This window comes from Arthrobacter sp. Soil764 (assembly GCF_001428075.1).
In the GTDB taxonomy this organism is placed as follows: Bacteria; Actinomycetota; Actinomycetes; order Actinomycetales; family Micrococcaceae; genus Arthrobacter.
This window is the reverse complement of sequence record NZ_LMSI01000024.1, coordinates 142229-158942: the sequence shown is the minus strand read 5'-3', so window position 1 is coordinate 158942 and position 16714 is coordinate 142229. Positions and strand designations below refer to the sequence as shown.

Genomic DNA, 16714 nt, shown 5'->3' with positions numbered 1-16714 from the left:
GCCGTTTCTGTCCTGGATAGCTGGGAGCGGACCACTATCGGCGTCCGCCTTCATGGACACAACTCTGGGGCATGGACAGGAACGGACGCGCCGCCGGTTTCACTCAATGAAACCCGTTTGGAAAGCATGAGCCTGCAGGCTCAAAACAGTAAATGCCAGGACTTGAACCTGACGCTGCGTCAGGTCCTACGGTGGGGATATGGATCATCCGGACGAACACTGCTGGAGCATTGGCGAGCTGGCCGCAGCGACCGGCGTCACCGTCAGGGCCCTGCACCACTACGACAGCATCGGGTTGCTCCAGGCAAGCGTCCGGACCACGGCAGGCCACCGCCGTTACACAAGGCAGGACCTCCAGCGCCTCTACGGCATCCGGACATTGCGCAGCCTCGGTGTGCCGCTGGGCGGGATCGCCGCCGTGCTGGACCAGCCCGGAGGGGGTCCGGAGTCGATCCGAAATCTGCTGCAGCGGCAGCTGGACGCCGTGGGCGGGCAGGCCCGGCAGCTGGACCAGCTCCAGCAGACCATCCGGGAGCTGCTGGATCGTATCAACAACGACGGGGACGCCGCCCCCGCCTTATTCGTAACCGTGTTGGAAGGCATGAGCATGTTTGAGGACTACTTCACCGAAGATCAGCGCCGGGAGCTCGCCGAGCGGCGCGCCCACCTGGGCCGGCAGGCCACGGAGGACGCACGGACCGAGTGGGCCGGCATGGTTGAGGAGGGCCTGCGCCAGGTCGACGGCGGGATCCCCGCCACCAGCCCCGAGGCCAGGGACCTGGTGCGCCGCTGGGACGAGCTGGGCTCCCGCTTTCACAGCAGCGAGGGCACCAAGGAGGCAGCCCGCGCCATGTGGAACGGGAACAGTGGCGAACTCAGCAAGGCCCTGCCTTGGTCCGCCCAGCAGATGCAGGCACTGGTGGCGCACCTGCAAGGAGCCCGCGAGGCCGGATAACCGTCCGGAACCTTTCAGCTGACCAGGACCTGGGTGGCGGACTCCTTCAGCTTGCCGTTGGCCCACTTCATCTGGCGGATGGTCTGGGGATGGCATTTTTCGGCCAGGGCCAGGAGGTCTTTGTCCTTCATCCCCTGCGCGGCCTGGGCCAGCAGTTCCCAGTCGGCCGATACGCCGCAGGCCTTCAGGTAAAGCTCCCGGAGGTCGCGCAGCAGCAGCATCCCGGTTTCCGGGCGCCGGCCCACCATCTCGCTGCCCTTCTCGCGAAGGGTTTCCATCAGGCCTGCCTCGCCGCGCGGCTCCGGATCCAGGTCCTGGCCATAGTTCCCGGCGATGGCCGCGATGTCCCGGACATGCTGCTGGGACCAGCGCGCCAGGTCCCGGGCCAGATGGTAGATCTCGTGGTCCACTTTGTGCCGCTCCGAGATGGTCAGCAGGTGATGCGCCAGGTCGTTCTCGGAGCGGTGCATTTCCTCAAGTACAAGCCCGAATTTCATCGTGCCCCTCCTGCCGTGCCCGTGGCTTCGTCCGCCAGGGCGGAGGCGATCCCCTTGGTCCTGGCCTCTTCCGGGAAGTCGCCGGCCGGAGCCGACGCTGTGGTGGTGGGTGCCGGGGACGGCCCGTCACCGCCCGAAACCCGGGTAATGCGTGCCGCCGCCGTCTTGAAAATGGGCTGCTTGGAGGCCGCGTCCCAGTCAGTGATTGTCAGCTCGTTGGCTGCCCTGCCCGCCCCGTCCGGCTGGTGGCCGCCGTCGGTGTCCCAGTAGCCGTAGTGGAACGGCAGGAAGAGGACGCCGGTCCGGATCCCGCTGATCCGCACCTTTGCGCGGACTGAACCACGGGGTGTCTCCACCTCTGCAAGATCGCCCTCGGCAATCCCGTACGCGCCGGCGTCGTCCGCTGACAACTCCACCCAGACGTCAGGTGCGGCTGCCTGCAGCTCAGGCGCCCGGCCCGTCTTGGTGCGGGTGTGGAACTGGTAGAGCGTGCGGCCGGTGATGAGCTGCAGCGGAAAGTCCCGGCTGGGGAGCTCGTGCGGCGGGACGTATTCAGCGGCCTTGATGATGGCCTTGCCCTCCGGGTTGAGGGCCTTGTATTCGGACGGATCCACGGGCGCGCCGGTGATCAGGTCCCGGCCGTAGGTTTCGCAGTACTCCGGGTGTGCCCAGAACTTGCCGCCGGCGTAGATGCGTTCGGTGCCGTCCGGGTTCTCGTCATTGCACGGCCACTGGATGCCGGACCCGCCGCGCAGCTTCTCATAGGTGATGCCGGTGTAGTCGCAGGGGCGGCCGCGGGAGCATTCCTTCCACGCTTCGAAGGCGGACTCGGGATCGTGCCACTTGATCAGCGGCTGCCCGTCCTTGTCCTGCAGGCCCATCCGGTGGGCGTAGTCGATGAAGATGTCCAGGTCCGGCCGGGCCTCGCCGGGCGGATCCACCGCCTTTTCCGACAGGTGGACGGTGCGGTCCACATTGGTGAAGGTGCCCGTCTTTTCGCCCCAGGTGGCGGCGGGAAGCACGACGTCGGCCAGCTGGGCAGTCTCGGACAGGAAGATGTCCTGCACCACCAGGAAGAGCCGTTCCTGCTCCAGGATGCTGCGGACCCGCGCCAGTTCGGGGAGGGAGACGGCGGGGTTGGTGCCGCTGACCCAGAGCATCCGGATGGAGCCGTCCTCCGCGTACCGCATCATCTGCATGACGTGGGTGGGCGGCGAGTAGTGCGGGATGGACATGGGGTCGATGTTCCAGACCCTGGCCAGGTCCTTAATGTGGGCGTCGTTGGACCAGTTCCGGAAGGCGGCCAGGTCGCCGTCGGCCCCGCATTCGCGGGTGTTTTCCGCGGTGGGCTGGCCGTTCATCTGCAGGATGCCGCAGCCGGGCTTGCCCAGCATGCCGCGGATGATGTTGACGTTGTTGACCTGCACGGCGGCGGCGGTTGCCTGGTTGGACTGGTAGAAACCCTGGAGGACCGTGGACAGCAGCCGCTCGGCGTGGCCGATGATGCTTGCGGCCTCGGAGATCTGCTCCGCCGGGACACCGCAGATCTCTGCGGCCAGGGCGGGAGGGTAGTTCTTGACCTCTTTTTCGAGCTCCGCGTACCCCACGGTGTGCGCCTGGATGTACTCCTGGTCCACCCAGCCGTTGGCGATGATCTCGTGCAGGATGCCGTTCATCAGGGCCACGTTGGTGCCGGGCCGCGGGGCCAGGTGCACGGTGGCGGCCTTGGCCACGGGGGTCATGCGCGGGTCCACGCAGATGATCTTGGGCGGGTTGGGTCCTGCCAGGCGGTCCAGCATCCTGGTCCAGAGGACGGTCTGGGTTTCCGCCACGTTGTGCCCGTAGAGCGCGATCACGTCCGCGTGGTCCACGTCCGTGTACGAGCCGGGCTGGCCGTCGCAGCCGAACGATTCCTTCAGTGCCTCGGCCGCCGTGGCCGTGCAGAGCCGGGTGTTGCCGTCCACGTGGTTGGTGCCGATGCCGCCGTGGGCCACCGTGCCCAGGGTGTAGTACTCCTCGGCAAAGAGCTGGCCGGTGGTGTAGAACCCGATGGCACTGGGGCCCTGTTCCGCCAGCAACGCCTTTGACCGGTCCACCACGCGCTTCATGGCGGTGTCCCAGTCCGTCTCAACCAGCTTCCCGCCCTCCCGGATCAGGGGTTTGGTGAGCCGGTCAGGTGACGCATTCGCCTGCCAGCCGTACAGGTCCTTCGGTCCCAGCCGGCCGTGGTTGACCCTATCCGAGGCCCTACCCCGCACGCCGACGATTTTGTTGTCCTTGACGGCAATATCCATGGCGTCACCGTTGGAGTGGAGGAGCGACGCCGTCTGGACCCACCTGTCCACGTCCTCCGGGGTTACGCCCTCGGCCAGGTGGGTGTCCACCCTGACCGGCCATTCACCGCCGCTGCCGTACGGTGTCCTTGTCCCCCATGGTTCAGCTATTCGGTCAATCCGAGTCATCTGTCCATCTCCTGTCCGGAACCGGCAGGCAACATCGAAAACGACGTTGTCCCTAACGGGTCCCGTACCCAGGAGACGCTGCTGGTAACAGGTGTTTTTGGTGCCGTCCGGCAGTGGGCGTGCAGGTCAGGCGCTTATGCCTGGGCTTCCCGGCCCTGACGCTCCAGCGGACGTTCCTGCAGCGGCCGGCGGGCGAGCCAGGCAGCCACGATGGCGCCGGAGATGTTGTGCCACAGGGAGAAGACGGCGGACGGCAGCGCGGCCAGCGGGCTGAAGTGGGCGGTGGCCAGCGTGGCGGCCAAGCCGGAGTTCTGCATGCCCACTTCGAAGGCGAGGGCACGGCGCGCTTTGTCGTCCAGGCGGCCGAGCTTCCCGGCGAGGTAGCCCAGGCCCAAGCCGAAACCGTTGTGCAGCACCACGGCGAGGAACACAATGGCTCCGGCACTGATGATCTTGCTGGCGCTGCCGGCCACCACTATGGCCACGATCAGGGAGATCACGACGGCGGACGCCCACGGAAGTGCCGGCAGCACCTTTGCCACGAGCTTCTTGAGGAAGAGCCGGGCCAGGAGGCCGGCCACCACCGGCAGCAGCACCGTCTTGACGATGTCCAGGACCATGCCGCCGGCGTCGATCTGGAGGTAGGAACCAGCAAGGAACAGGACCAGCAACGGGGTGACGATCGGGGCGATCAGGGTGGACACGGAGGCCACTGCCACCGACAGGGCAACATCGCCCTTGGCCAGGAACGCCATCACGTTGGAGGCGGTCCCGGAAGGTGCGCAGCCCACCAGGATGACGCCGACGGCCAGCTCGGGCTCGAGGTTGAGGGCGCCGGCGATCAGCCAGCCCGCGCCGGGCATGATGATGTAGTGCGCAACGATTCCCAGTGCCACCGCCCACGGCCGCTTGGCCACCGCCGCGAAATCCGGCGGGGTCAGGGTCAAACCCATGCAGAACATGATGATGCCCAGCAGGTAGGGCACGCTGGGACCCATCGGTTTGAAGACTCCCGGGAGCAGGAAGCCGATGACGCCTGCGGCCACCACCAGGAGGGGAAACACCGTGACGGCGATCCGCGCGATCCTGCTTTCCGCTTCCAGCGCAGGGTTGACGGGCGTCCCGCCCGGGGAATTGTGGGGTTTAGTTGCCTCAAGCATCTAACCATGCTGGCACCGGCCCGCAGGGTTCCGCCAATTGATGACCGTGAACGGTAACAACGGCGGAACCACGCGGACGTGCCGGATCCGTCAATGGACCTGCTTGCGGAGCTCCATTTTCCGGATTTTGCCGCTGGCCGTGCGGGGCATGTCCGCCACCACCACCAGGGACTTGGGGATCTTGTAGCGGGCCAGCCTGCCGTCCAGGAAGCTGCGCAGCTGCTCCTCCGTCAGCGATTCACCTTCCCGGAGGGTCACGATCGCCTGGGGAACCTCGCCCCATTTGTCATCGCTGACTCCGATGACCGCCACGCTGCTGACGGCAGCATGCTCGGCGATGACTGCTTCCACCTCCGCCGGGTAGATGTTTTCCCCGCCGGAGATGATCATGTCCTTGAGCCGGTCCGAGACGAACAGGAAGCCTTCCGGGTCCCGGTAGCCCATGTCCCCGGAACGGAACCAGCGCTCGTCAGCGTAGCTGGCAGCAGTGGCCTCCGGCCGGTTCCAGTACTCCTTGATCACATTGGGGCCGGAAATCTGGATTTCCCCCACCTGGCCGGGAGCCACCGCACCGCCCATGGGATCTGCGATCCGGAGGTCGGTGAAGAAGTGCGGCAGGCCCGCCGAGCCGGCCTTGTCCCTGGACCTGTCAACCGGAAGCATGGTGACACCGGGGGCCGTTTCAGTCATGCCGTAGCAGCTGGTGAAACCGACGCCGCGGTCCTCGTACGCGTCCAGGACCCGGCGGGGAATGGCGGAGCCGCCGCAGGTCAGCTTGTCCAGGGAACTGAGGTCCGCCGCGGGCCAGTCCGGATGCTCGCAGAGCAGCTGGAACGTGGTGGGCACCCCGTTGAGGGTGGTCACCTTGTGCTCCTGGATCAGCTCGAGGACCCTCGCGGGATCGAACTTTGCCTCCAGCACCACGGTGGCGCCCTTGAGCAGCATCGGCAGCAGGCCCATGTCCAGCGATGCCACATGGAACAGCGGCGAGATCATCAGGGCCACATCGTTGCGGTTCAGGTCCATGTCCACGATGGTGTTGATGCAGTTCCACGTGATGTTTCCGTGGGTCAGCAGGGCGCCCTTGGGCTTGCCGGTGGTCCCCGAGGTGTAGAGGATCATCGCCCCGTCGTCGTGCCCCACGGGCACATCGAGGGGTTCCGGCGTGGCCGCCCGCAGCGCCTCCTCATAGGGCGTTGCCTCGCACGGAACCACTTCGTAGGGCCCGACGGCGGCAGGTGACGTGGCCGCCGAAGGTACCGTCCCGGCGTCGGCCATTACCACCAGGCGGTGGGTGACGCCGGTACCTTCCAGGGCGGCGGTGGCGGACGCCTCGAGGGCGCCGGCGCTGACCAGGAGCCGGGCGCCGGAATCCTGCAGCTGGAACTGCAGTTCAGGCGGCGCGAGCCTGGTGTTGAGCGGCACGAAGATGGCGCCCAGGAGGCCGCAGGCAAAGAACGTTTCCACGAAGGACGGGTGGTTCTCGCCCAGGTAGGCCACCCGGTCACCCTGTGCCACTCCCCTGTCCCGGAGTGCGTTGGCCAGGCGGTCGGTCCTTTCGGCCAGCTCTTCGTAGCTCAGGGCGCCGGCACCGGACAGGAGGGCTGTCTTGGCGCCCGACTTCCGGCGGCGGCGCTCCAGCCAGGATCCAACTCCGTTGTTGTCCATGGTTCTCCTAACGGACCGTGGTGAGGTCGTTGTTCTTAGACTCCCGCGTCAGGGCGATGAAGACAATCGAGACCAGTGCCATGACGGACAGGAACACCACCACCGGGAAGATGCTTTGGCCGGAGTCCTTGTAGAGTCCGGCGATGATGCCTGGCGTGAAGCCGGCGCCGATGAGGGTGGCCAGCTGGTAGCCGACGGCTGCGCCGGTGTAGCGGGACGTGGTGCCGAACTGTTCGGAGACGAAGGCTGCCAGCGGCCCGTACAGGCATGAGTGCAGGATCAGTGCCACGGTGAAGGCCACGAAGACAAGGCCGGTGTTGCCGGATCCGAGCATGCCGAACATGGGGAACAGGTAGGCGATGAACAGGGCCAGTCCGGCGATCATCACGGGCCGGCGGCCGAGCCGGTCCGACAGGCGTCCGCCCAGAAGCACGAAGATGATGGAGATGGCCGAGGCACCGGCGAAGGCGTAGAGCACGCCCTGCTGGGGCGCCCCCTTGGAGACGGCGTATGTCACCGAGAACGTGGGCAGCACCACCTGGAGGCCGAATCCGGCGGCACCGGCAAACATGATCATGATCAGTGCCTTGGGCCGGCGCAGCACGTCCAGCAGCGGGATCTTGCGCTTGGTGCCCTGTGCGTCCTCCTTGGCCACGGCCTCGGCGAAGATGGGGCTTTCGGAGACACGCAGGCGGACGAACATGCCCACGATCAGGAGCACGAAGGACAACAGGAACGGCACGCGCCAGCCCCAGGCCAGGAACGCATCCTGCGGCAGGGCCGAAAAGATGCCCATCACCACAGTTCCCAGGACGGCGCCGGTGGGGGCGCCGGCGTTGACGAAGGAAGCCGCGAAACCGCGGCGTTTCGGATCCGCGTGCTCCAGGGCCATGAGCGCGGCGCCGCCCCATTCACCACCGACGGCGATGCCCTGGCAGACGCGCAGCAGCACCAGGATGACGGCGCCCCACGGCCCGATCACGCCGGCGCCGGGAATCAGGCCGATAAGGGTGGAGGCGATGCCCATCATGGCCATGGAGATGATCAGCATCCCCTTGCGGCCCACCTTGTCACCGAAGTGGCCGAAGATCACCCCGCCCAGCGGCCTGGCCACGTACCCGGCGGCGAAGGTGGCATAGGCGGCCACCACTCCCACCCATTCGTCCGTTCCGGTGAAGAAGACCTTGGGGAAGGCTACTGCTGCGGCCGTGGCATACAGCAGGAAGTCGTAGAACTCGATGGTGCTGCCCAGATAGCTGGACAGGATGACCGTGCGCGCTTCCTTGCGCTTGGCGGCCGTGCCCGCAGGTGCGAGCGTGGTGTGTCCGGACATGGCTGTTCCTAAGGAGGGAGGGATGGGGTTTTGGGGTTGCCTGCGGAGGCGGTGCCGGAAGGGGCGCCGCCGGTGTTGCGGAGGGGTTGCTGCCGGTGGTGCGGCTTACTTGTCGAAGCGGCTTATTTGTAGAAGCGGGCCAGGAATTCGGCCACGACGGCGGGGCGTTCCTGGCCTTCGATTTCGATGGTGGCGTTGACCTTGATCTGGGCGCCGCCCTTGACCTCGGTGACCTCAGCGATAGTGGCCTGCATGCGGACTTTGGAGCCCACGGTGACGGGTGAGGTGAAGCGGACTTTGTCCAGGCCGTAGTTGACCTTGGTGGTGACGCCGTCGACGTCGAACAGTTCGCCCCAGAACGGGATGATCAGGGAGAGCGTGAGGAAGCCGTGGGCGATGGGGGCGCCGAACGGGCCGTCCTTGGCGCGTTCGGGATCGGTGTGGATCCATTGCTGGTCGTCGGTGGCGTCGGCGAACAGGTTGATCTGTTCCTGGGTGATCTGGCGGTAGTCGGTGGTGCCGAGGTCCTTGCCGGACAAGGTGAGCAGGGTGTCGAAATCGACGACGAGATTGGGCATCGTTGCCTCCTGGCAGTTGCTTATTGGGTAAGGGAGTTGGGGTTCAGCGGGTGAAGGCGCTTTCGCCCGTGAGGGCGCGGCCGATGATGAGGGCGTTGATTTCGTGGGTGCCCTCGTAGGAGTACACGGCCTCTGCGTCGGCATGGAACCGGGCCACGTCCGTCGCCAGTGTGATGCCGTTGCCGCCCACCACCTCGCGGGCCAGGGCCACGGTGTCGCGCATGAACAGGGACGTCTGCATCTTGGCAAGGGCCGAGTCCTCGTCGCGGTAGATGCCCTTGGCCTGCTGCTCGGTGAGCCGGACCACCAGGGACAGGGAACCGGTGACGTTCCCTAGCATGCGGGCCAGTCTCTCCTGGACCAGCTGGAAGGAACCGAGGCTGCGGCCGAACTGCTGGCGCTGATTGACATAGGTTAGTGCGGCTTCGAAGGCGCCGGCGGCGATGCCGGTGGCGATCCAGGCAACGTCCGAGCGCATGGCCCTCAGCATCGCGGCGACGTCCTTGAAGGAGTTCACGTTGTGCAGGCGCATGGACTCCGGGACGCGGACCCCCGCGAGGGTGATGTGGGCGTTCTGCATCATCCGCAGGGACGTTTTCCCGGAGATCTTTTCCAGGGTGACGCCGGCCGCGGCGCGGTCCACGAGGAAGGCTTTGACCTGCCCGTCGGCGGTGTCCCGGGCGAATACAGCCAGGACGTCGGCGGTGGCGGCACCGCCGATCCAGCGCTTGGCGCCGTCCAGGATCCAGCTGCCGTCGGCCTGCCGCCGGGCTGTGGTGGACAGTCCCCCGGCGATGTCCGAGCCCGATTCGGGTTCGGTGAGTGAGAAGACGCCTTTGAGCGAGAAGTCGATGACTTTGGGCATCCACTCGGCCTGCTGCTGTTCGGAAGCACCGACGCGGACGGCGGTACGGAACAGGCCGGCCTGCGCGGTGTACCAGGTGGCCAGGGACGCGTCGGTGCGGGCAAGCTCGAAGATCCGGAAGCCCTGGTAGATCCCGCGGGCAGGCCCGTCCGTGGTGAGTTCGGCGGGTTCCATCAGGTCCAGGTCGATCAGCGGCCGGGCGAGCTGCTCCGGGAACTCGCCCCGTTCCCAGTACTCGGCCAGCAGGGGTTTCGCTTCGCGGTCCAGGAAGTCCCTCAGCCGGGCCAGGACCCGGCGCTCGTCCTGCGTGAGCAGGGACTCAGAGTCGTACCAGTCCGCTGCGGAGTACAGCCGGGCACCCAGGCCGGGTGCCGCCGTCGTGGTTCCCATCTCAGCCACCCAGTCCGAGGAGGCGCACCGCGTTGTCCTTGAGGATCTTGGGCCGGACCTCATCCTTCAGCGGCAGGTCGGCGAAGGCGCCCAGCCACTTCTGTGGGGTGATCAGCGGGAAGTCGGTGCCGAACAGGACCTTGTCCTGCAGGTAGGAGTTGGAGGCCTTGACCAGGGACTCCGGGAAGTACTTGGGCGACCAACCGGAGAGATCGATGAACACGTTGGCCTTATGCGTGGCGATGGAGTTTGCCTCGTCCTGCCACGGCACCGACGGGTGGGCCATGATGATCTGCAGGCCGGGGAAGTCAGCGGCCACCGCGTCCAGCAGCAGGGGGTTGGAGTAGGCGAGCTTGATGCCGTAGCCGCCGGGGAGGCCTGCGCCCATGCCGTTTTGGCCGGTGTGGAAGATGGCGGGCAGGCCCAGTTCCTGGAGGGTTTCCCAGAGGGGGTAGAAGCGCTCGCTGGAGGGGTCGAAGCCCTGCAGGGACGGGTGGAACTTGAAGCCGCGGGCGCCGAGCTCGATGGCCTGGTGCTTGGCTCCGGCGATCGCGTCCTCGCCCGTGCGGGGGTCCACGCTGCCGAACGGGATCAGGACATCGTTGTTCCGGGCGGCGCCGGCGATCAGTTCCGGGATGCTGTTGGGTTCGTGCTTGAGCTGGGTGCGCGCGTCCACGGTGAAGACGACGGCGGCCATGTTCAGCTCGCGGTACACCTCGGCGATCCGGTCCAGGGACGGGGTGCGGTCCTCAGCCTTGAAATACTTCGCCGAGGCCTCGGTCAGGGCCTCCGGCAGGGACCCGTGCCCGCAGCTGTCCACCTCGAGGTGGACGTGCATGTCGATCGCATCCAGCTTCGCGGGGTCGATGCCCGGCTCGTAACGGTCAGCCATGGTCAGCGGGCCTCGGCGGGCTGTGCGGGCTTGAGCTCTTCCGGCAGGGGCAGGAATTGTTCGCCGTAGCTTTGCAGCGTGTCCTGGTTGAACAGCTGGCCGGCGTTGTCCTGCAGCGCCTCGTAGCTCCAGCCGCCCTGCCGGTACTCGGTGGTGGCAGCTTCAGGGTGGGTCCAGACCTGCAGGCGGTCACCACCGGCGCCGATGGCCTGGCCGGTGATGTTGGCAGCCTCGTCGGAGGCGAGGAAGGCAACCAGCCCGGAGACGTCGTCGGCCGTTCCAAAACCAAGCTCGTGGCGGAAGAAGGCCGGCATGGCCTCACCGTGCTCCTCCGCTTCCACTGCCTTCTGGAAGTACGGCACGGTCTTGGTCATGGCCGTTGCCGCCACCGGGATGACGCTGTTGACCGTCACGCCGGCCTTCTTCATTTCCAGCGCCCAGGTCCGGACCATGCCCACGATCCCGGCCTTCGCCGCCGCGTAGTTGGTCTGGCCGAAGTTTCCGCGCTGGCCCGTGGGCGAGCCGATGGTGATGATGCGGCCCTGGATGTTGTGTTCCTTGAAGTAGGCGTACGCCTCGCGGACGCAGGTGAAGGTGCCCTTGAGGTGGACGTTGATCACCAGGTCGAAGTCCTCGTCCGTCATCTTCAGGATGCTCTTGTCCCGCAGGATTCCCGCGTTGGTGACCAGGATGTCCAGCCGGCCGAACGCGTCAACGGCCCCGGCCACCAGCGCCTTGGCGGCGTCCGTGGTTCCCACCGGGACAACCACGGCGGTGGCCCGGCCGCCGTCCTTTTCGATCTGCGCCACCGCCTGGGCGGCCGTCTCAGCGCTTACATCATTGATGACGACGGCGGCGCTCTGGCGGGCCAGTTCCCTCGCGTAGGCGAGGCCGAGGCCCTGCCCGCTCCCGGTGACGATTGCAACCTTGCCGTTCAAGCTCATGGCCTGCTCCTTCGCATGCGCCGGCCGAAGCCGTTGGGGTGGTCCCACTGCGGTGTGAGATCCTTGTTGGATTCAATGAAATTACGGATCATTGAAAAAGTCAATGATTGTTTTTTACCAGTACCGGAGTTGTGATGGCCACCTTGGGCACAGACGTTCAGACCCCGCGCCTTGCGGCCGCCAGGATCGGCAGTGATGTGGGCCTGCTGCTGGCCAAGCTGCATGCGGCAGGTTCGGTCCTGAACAACAAGGCACTGGCAGATTTCGGCCTGCGCGAGCGCTCCTTTTCCGTCCTGACGCTGGCCTGCAGCGGGCTGGAGCCGACGCAGCGGGAACTCGCGGATTTCCTCAGCCTGGACCCCAGCCAGGTGGTGACGCTGGTGGACGACCTGGAACGGCGCGGGCTGGTGGAGCGGGCGCAGGGAAAGCAGGACCGGCGCGCCAAGATCATCGTCTCCACCGCCGAGGGACGGAAGATGCACACCAAGGCCCGCGCTGCCATGGACGCGGCGGAGCTGGACCAGCTTTCGGGGCTTTCCGACGCTGAGTCGCAGGAGTTGAAGCGGCTGCTCCGCAAAGCACTTTGGGGCGCCGCGGAGTAGGCCACAGGAGCCCGCAAAATCCGCCGCAGCGCAGGGAATTTTCGTTATTTATGTGTTATGGCCCCGCCTCGAAAAACGGCTGTCAGAACGATACTTCGCGTCTAGTCTGTGACTAATGCCCCAGCCCTGATTATCCAGGAGCGAGAGAGGGCAGATGTCGCGCCTAAAAGCGCTTTCTGGGGGACTTCAAAATCATGACTTCAAACCGTTTCGGACTTTACGGCGCCGCGACTGTCGCGGGCGTTGCCATCAGCCTTGTCCTTTCGGCCTGCGGGCCTCAGCCTGCAGAGAATGCGGCAGCGGAAAGTAAGGCTCCCGCATCTTGGGCCACCACATCATCGCCGCCGGCTGCTCTTGGTACACCCAGTAGTGGAGCTGCTCCCTCATCAGCTGCGCCCTCCGCTGAGGCTCCTGTACAGCCCGCTTCACAGTCCGCCCCCGCAGAGCCTGCACCTGTCGTTCCGGCCCAGCCTGCAGCGCCGGTCCAGCCAGCACTGGCGTCGTTCACTTTCCCTGATGGGCACATGTCCTTCTCCTACCCGGCTTCGTGGTCCGTCAGGACGCAGCGGGGGCCGGGCCGGGAGGGGCCTGGGTTCCAGCCCATTGAGGCAATTGTCTCGGACGGAACCGGCGCTGACCTGTTCCGGATCGCGAGCGGCGCGGACGGGATCGGCTGCACGGCAGGCCCCGTCAGCCGTACCGTGCTCGATGAGGCAGCCGTCCCAGGCATGACGGAGGTCGACGGCAGCACGCCGATGTTCGGATTCATCGTCGAACGCATCGGCGGACAAGACCAGTACGCCATGGCGGTCATGAACCGCCGCAACCTCCAGGAGGGTGAGGCCGGGTCGCACTGCACGTTGCTCGTGATGGGGAACGGCGGCTCAGTCAACCAGGTCATTTTCTTCGACGAGCCCGCCACCCTGGCGACCCGCTCGGCATTCAGCAGCCGTCAGGCGGCGAAAGAATGGATGGCCACGGAGCAGTACGCGCAGCTCAAGGCCCTGATACTAAGCCTCAAATACTCCTAGCGGTTTCGAGGAACGGGCCGGGGCCGGACCCGCCCGGGCCCGGCCCACTGTCAGTGGACGATGAATACTGGGCCGGCTGGTTTCGGCCTGCGCGAGCGCTCCCGGGGACCAGGGCACAGGCCAACTGCTGGGACAAGGCCACAGGATCGGACAGTCCTATTGGAAGGGAAGGTTGGAGCCCTGGGGCAAAGGCAGGACTCCTTGTGCCGGCGTCATCGCGAACCATTCGGCGCCCTGCTTGGTCGCAAAAATGATGACCCTTTCGGCGGTATCAAGGGGATCGCCGTCCGGGTAGGGATCTCCTGCTGTGCAGGTCGGGGGCATCGAGGAGATGCGTATGTTCCCCTCTCCGGGGTCTCCTTTGAGAACCCGCTCGACTTCAACAAGGTGGGTGGTGGCCTTGGAGCCGTAGATTTTGGTCTCGCCGACCTGGCCTTCAGGTTTTCCGATGAGCACCACGGGGGCCTTGTCGTATTGGTCCTGAGGGGTCTTAAACCAAACCCAGTCGACGCACGCTACAGGGCCACCGTCGGTCACAGGGCTGGCAGATCCAGGAGTTGGGCTCGCGGAACTCGCCGTGGGTTCCCCAGTTCCCGGTCCACCCGTCACCTCGTCGCCGCCGCATGAGGTCAGCAGCAGGGTGAGAACCATGGATGGAACCAGGAATCGCCATGACCCAATGCTCTGCATTGCGCTCCCTCATAAGTGGACGCTGATCGGATCATATAGGGGTTTCCTTTTGAATGCACCGCATCTTTTCCATCGGCTCGGTGTCCCGATTCTGGCGGTACGAGTGTTGCAATCATCGGCTTTTCAATGACCCTACGGTGTTGAGGAGAAGAAACGAATGCTCGTCTTTCGACCCCTACTGCTTTCCCCCGCTCACATCAGCCGCTATTTGAGACCATTGACCTTCACTTCGCCAAAGCCTTTGGTCAGCCATGCGCAAAGAATAGCTCTACTCCGTTAGCGCCGGCCTACTCGCTTCTGAAGTTGAGTGTGTCATTTCCGCTCTTCCAGGTGAGAGTCCCGTTGCTGAAGGTCTGTTCGATAGGCCGGTGCAGGAACTCCAACACCCACTGTTGCTGCTCGCCCAGATCCCCGTCGATGCACCCGCTCGCGCCGATCACGATGTCCCTGACAGTGAGCGTGGTACCAGTGATTGTTGCTGGTCCGCTCATGGGCGCGCACCTAGGTACCACGGCCAGCCAAAGTTCACCGTTTACGGCGGCCAGCTGCGCGCTAACGCCCCCGGATGCTACCCAGGGGAGGTCTTCGCCATTCGCCGTGCCCGAGATGCCCAGGTATTTCGTGCAGGGGGCCGACGGCAGGAACGCCGCACAGGATGATTGGGGCGGTGAAGTGGTCGTGGAACCAGGAACTGCGCTGGTGGACGTAGGGGATTCGACTGAAACAGGTACGGCGGTTTCCGGCATTGCGGTTCTCACATCACCGCAAGATGTCAGCAGCACGCCAACCAATAAAAGTGGAACTATGTACTGCCACAGCCCCGGTTGGCTCCGTCTCATTCTTGTTCCCCCAATGTCCGCTACCGCGTAAGGACAAGCAAAGTGCCCTCAGCATTCTGGCTGGGCCCCCGTTAGCAGTCCAGCGTCTATGCGATAGCTAATGTGTTTTCTTGCGTCCAGTTTTCCCAGTAGCGTTTCGGCGTCATGCCGTCCAGGGATCCGTGGGGCCGTTCATGATTGTAGATAGCTTTCCATTCCTCGGCCAAAAACTGCGCTTCGGCCATGGTGTCCATGATTTCTCCGGAGAGTTGCTCCCTTCTGAACTGGGCATTGAATGATTCGATGAAGCCGTTCTGCCAGGGCGAGCCGGGGTCGATGAACGCGGTGTCGACGCCGGCGGTGTTGCACCACTCGATCAGGGCGGCGGCGGTGAATTCCGGTCCGTTGTCACACCTGACGTAGGTCGGGGCGGTGCCGGTTTCGGCGATGATGTCCTCCAGCACCGCGACGACGTCGGCGGCTTTGAAGGACCGGCGCGGAATGACTGCCAGGGCGGTGCGGGTGTATTCGTCGATGACGTTGAAGAACCGGATGTGCCGGCCGCAGGAGGTCACGTCGGACTGGAAGTCGAAGCTGACCACGTGCATCGGATACTCGGCTGTGAGCCGTTTCCGTTCCCCGGCGCCGGGCCCGGTCCGGCGCTTCTTCCGCGCCCTGGCTTTACAGACGAGGCCTTCGTCGCGCCAGAGCCGGCGCACCCGCTTCCGGTTCAGCGCCACGCCGCCCCACTCGGGCTGGGCCAGGAGGTGCCAGCGGGCCTTCCGCCAGCCCCAGGCGGGGTGTTTCACTGCGATGGCGCGCAGGGCTGTTCGGAGCTGCATTTCCTCGAAGCCCATGTCGGGTTTTTTCTTGCGGAACGCGGACCGGTTCTGGCCGATGACCTTGCACGCGAAGCGTTCGGATGCCCCGAACTTCTCCGCCGCCATGCGCACGGCACGGCGGCGGGGTTCGGGGCTCAGAATTTTCCCTTCGCCACCTCGTTCAGGATGTCGATGGCCAGTTCCTTCTCCGCCAGCAGCCGCTTGAGCCGGGCGTTCTCCTTCTCCAGCTCCTTCGTCCGTTTGGACGCCTCGGCGTTCTTCTCGGACCCGTACTCCTTCAGCCACCGGTACCAGGTCGCCTCGGTGACCTGAAGTTCCTTGATGACCTCGACCATCGGACGTCCGTCGTTGAGCATCTTCTGGCCCTGCCGGACTTTGGCGATGACCTGCTCGGGGGTGTGTCTGCGTGCCATGATTCGTGAATTTCCTCCTGTGTCCATTCTCGGACACGAAACTCACACAAACACTGGACTACTCTCTGGGGACCCAACCAATTCCACCCACCCATCCATATGTGAAGGTGTAGGCACCAAGCTGTCCTAACTAAAGCGCGCTTTAGGAACCAAGAAATCTGGTTGGCCAGGCCCGGCGGACCCACCGGCGGTATTTTGGTGACGGAAGAAGGTTGGTTTCACCGTTCTAGCTGGTCAAGCTCAGAGGAGTTGCAGAGATGGATGAACGTCAGAAGCTGGCGGTTCCCGATCTCGTTGGGCAGCCTGTGCACATTGCCCAAGAGATGGCGGCGAACATTGGGTTTGGTCTCGCCGCCGGAGACCCTGACGGGCCGGGACTCCGTTCGCGTACGTGGCCAGGGCTGTTCTGGGTGACCTCCCAAGATCCGTCCGCTGGGTCGGTCCTTGAGCGGGGAAGCCAAATTCGGATTACTTTCGTTCGGGACGGTCAAGCCCGAAGCGACGTGCCGGAGCAGACGGGCGGGCCGACCCCCTCACTAAGGAGTCATGCGGAGGCTGAGAAGGACGAGTGAGC

16 protein-coding genes are annotated in these 16714 nt (G+C 65.2%); 4 read left to right on the top strand and 12 right to left on the bottom strand.

Features of this window, described 5'->3' with window-relative positions:
• The first annotated feature begins 199 nt into the window (after positions 1 to 199).
• A complete protein-coding gene (locus ASG86_RS18515) occupies positions 200 to 955 on the top strand; it encodes a MerR family transcriptional regulator (protein WP_056337930.1) in 756 nt (251 codons plus the stop codon).
• A 14-nt stretch (positions 956 to 969) separates the two neighbouring features.
• Here ASG86_RS18515 and ASG86_RS18510 read toward each other — a convergent pair whose 3' ends face one another.
• The 9 genes from ASG86_RS18510 to ASG86_RS18470 all read right to left on the bottom strand — a co-directional run bounded on the left by ASG86_RS18510 (position 970) and on the right by ASG86_RS18470 (position 11744).
• Positions 970 to 1452: a hypothetical protein gene (locus ASG86_RS18510; RefSeq protein ID WP_056337926.1), complete on the bottom strand. Its 483-nt coding sequence runs from the start codon at positions 1450 to 1452 to the stop codon at positions 970 to 972.
• The gene (locus ASG86_RS18505; protein ID WP_056337924.1) at positions 1449 to 3914 is read right to left on the bottom strand and encodes a molybdopterin oxidoreductase family protein; all 2466 of its coding nucleotides are present in this window, start codon (positions 3912 to 3914) and stop codon (positions 1449 to 1451) included. Before ASG86_RS18505 ends, ASG86_RS18510 begins: the two co-directional genes overlap by 4 nt.
• 134 nt (positions 3915 to 4048) lie before the next feature.
• Positions 4049 to 5074 carry a bile acid:sodium symporter family protein gene (locus ASG86_RS18500; RefSeq protein ID WP_056337922.1) on the bottom strand — a complete coding sequence of 342 codons (1026 nt, stop codon included), beginning with the start codon at positions 5072 to 5074 and terminating at the stop codon, positions 4049 to 4051.
• 90 nt (positions 5075 to 5164) lie between these two features.
• A complete protein-coding gene (locus ASG86_RS18495) occupies positions 5165 to 6742 on the bottom strand; it encodes an acyl-CoA synthetase (RefSeq protein WP_056337921.1) in 1578 nt (525 codons plus the stop codon).
• 7 nt (positions 6743 to 6749) lie between these two features.
• Positions 6750 to 8075: an MFS transporter gene (locus ASG86_RS18490; protein WP_056337920.1), complete on the bottom strand. Its 1326-nt coding sequence runs from the start codon at positions 8073 to 8075 to the stop codon at positions 6750 to 6752.
• A 122-nt stretch (positions 8076 to 8197) separates the two neighbouring features.
• Positions 8198 to 8653 carry a MaoC family dehydratase gene (locus ASG86_RS18485; protein ID WP_018772160.1) on the bottom strand — a complete coding sequence of 152 codons (456 nt, stop codon included), beginning with the start codon at positions 8651 to 8653 and terminating at the stop codon, positions 8198 to 8200.
• Positions 8654 to 8696: 43 nt separating this feature from the next.
• Positions 8697 to 9908: an acyl-CoA dehydrogenase family protein gene (locus tag ASG86_RS18480; RefSeq protein WP_056337919.1), complete on the bottom strand. Its 1212-nt coding sequence runs from the start codon at positions 9906 to 9908 to the stop codon at positions 8697 to 8699.
• Between the two features lies 1 nt (position 9909).
• The gene (locus ASG86_RS18475) at positions 9910 to 10800 is read right to left on the bottom strand and encodes an amidohydrolase family protein (protein WP_056337918.1); all 891 of its coding nucleotides are present in this window, start codon (positions 10798 to 10800) and stop codon (positions 9910 to 9912) included.
• 2 nt (positions 10801 to 10802) lie between these two features.
• Positions 10803 to 11744 (bottom strand): SDR family NAD(P)-dependent oxidoreductase, encoded by a 942-nt coding sequence (locus ASG86_RS18470; RefSeq protein ID WP_056337917.1) that lies wholly within the window; start codon positions 11742 to 11744, stop codon positions 10803 to 10805.
• Positions 11745 to 11878: 134 nt separating this feature from the next.
• Between ASG86_RS18470 and ASG86_RS18465 the strand changes: the two genes are divergently transcribed.
• A complete protein-coding gene (locus tag ASG86_RS18465; RefSeq protein WP_056337915.1) occupies positions 11879 to 12346 on the top strand; it encodes a MarR family winged helix-turn-helix transcriptional regulator in 468 nt (155 codons plus the stop codon).
• A 524-nt stretch (positions 12347 to 12870) separates the two neighbouring features.
• The gene (locus tag ASG86_RS18455) at positions 12871 to 13377 is read left to right on the top strand and encodes a hypothetical protein (protein ID WP_056337912.1); all 507 of its coding nucleotides are present in this window, start codon (positions 12871 to 12873) and stop codon (positions 13375 to 13377) included.
• Positions 13378 to 13533: 156 nt separating this feature from the next.
• On the opposite strand, the gene ASG86_RS18450 is transcribed toward ASG86_RS18455, so the two are convergent.
• From ASG86_RS18450 to ASG86_RS18440, 3 genes are all read right to left on the bottom strand, one after another.
• On the bottom strand, positions 13534 to 13836 hold the full coding sequence (locus ASG86_RS18450; protein ID WP_056337908.1) for a hypothetical protein: 303 nt from the start codon (positions 13834 to 13836) through the stop codon (positions 13534 to 13536).
• A gap of 518 nt (positions 13837 to 14354) precedes the next feature.
• A complete protein-coding gene (locus tag ASG86_RS20690; protein WP_056337902.1) occupies positions 14355 to 14558 on the bottom strand; it encodes an META domain-containing protein in 204 nt (67 codons plus the stop codon).
• A 434-nt stretch (positions 14559 to 14992) separates the two neighbouring features.
• Positions 14993 to 16140 (bottom strand): IS3 family transposase gene (locus tag ASG86_RS18440; RefSeq protein WP_156386230.1). Its coding sequence is split into 2 segments (ribosomal slippage): positions 14993 to 15867 and positions 15867 to 16140, totalling 1149 coding nucleotides; the frame shifts between segments, so codons are not numbered across the junction.
• Positions 16141 to 16397: 257 nt separating this feature from the next.
• On the opposite strand from ASG86_RS18440, the gene ASG86_RS21235 reads away from it, so the two are divergent.
• Positions 16398 to 16712 carry a PASTA domain-containing protein gene (locus ASG86_RS21235; protein ID WP_056337895.1) on the top strand — a complete coding sequence of 105 codons (315 nt, stop codon included), beginning with the start codon at positions 16398 to 16400 and terminating at the stop codon, positions 16710 to 16712.
• Positions 16713 to 16714: the final 2 nt, after the last annotated feature.

Excerpts from the sequence above, each read along its gene's own strand:
- ASG86_RS18515 (WP_056337930.1), top strand. The coding sequence starts at position 200 with ATGGATCATCCGGACGAACACTGCTGGAGCATTGGCGAGCTGGCCGCA.
- ASG86_RS18510 (WP_056337926.1), bottom strand. The coding sequence starts at position 1,452 with ATGAAATTCGGGCTTGTACTTGAGGAAATGCACCGCTCCGAGAACGAC.
- ASG86_RS18505 (WP_056337924.1), bottom strand. The coding sequence starts at position 3,914 with ATGACTCGGATTGACCGAATAGCTGAACCATGGGGGACAAGGACACCG.
- ASG86_RS18500 (WP_056337922.1), bottom strand. The coding sequence starts at position 5,074 with ATGCTTGAGGCAACTAAACCCCACAATTCCCCGGGCGGGACGCCCGTC.
- ASG86_RS18495 (WP_056337921.1), bottom strand. The coding sequence starts at position 6,742 with ATGGACAACAACGGAGTTGGATCCTGGCTGGAGCGCCGCCGCCGGAAG.
- ASG86_RS18490 (WP_056337920.1), bottom strand. The coding sequence starts at position 8,075 with ATGTCCGGACACACCACGCTCGCACCTGCGGGCACGGCCGCCAAGCGC.
- ASG86_RS18485 (WP_018772160.1), bottom strand. The coding sequence starts at position 8,653 with ATGCCCAATCTCGTCGTCGATTTCGACACCCTGCTCACCTTGTCCGGC.
- ASG86_RS18480 (WP_056337919.1), bottom strand. The coding sequence starts at position 9,908 with ATGGGAACCACGACGGCGGCACCCGGCCTGGGTGCCCGGCTGTACTCC.
- ASG86_RS18475 (WP_056337918.1), bottom strand. The coding sequence starts at position 10,800 with ATGGCTGACCGTTACGAGCCGGGCATCGACCCCGCGAAGCTGGATGCG.
- ASG86_RS18470 (WP_056337917.1), bottom strand. The coding sequence starts at position 11,744 with ATGAGCTTGAACGGCAAGGTTGCAATCGTCACCGGGAGCGGGCAGGGC.
- ASG86_RS18465 (WP_056337915.1), top strand. The coding sequence starts at position 11,879 with ATGGCCACCTTGGGCACAGACGTTCAGACCCCGCGCCTTGCGGCCGCC.
- ASG86_RS18455 (WP_056337912.1), top strand. The coding sequence starts at position 12,871 with ATGTCCTTCTCCTACCCGGCTTCGTGGTCCGTCAGGACGCAGCGGGGG.
- ASG86_RS20690 (WP_056337902.1), bottom strand. The coding sequence starts at position 14,558 with ATGAGCGGACCAGCAACAATCACTGGTACCACGCTCACTGTCAGGGAC.
- ASG86_RS21235 (WP_056337895.1), top strand. The coding sequence starts at position 16,398 with ATGGATGAACGTCAGAAGCTGGCGGTTCCCGATCTCGTTGGGCAGCCT.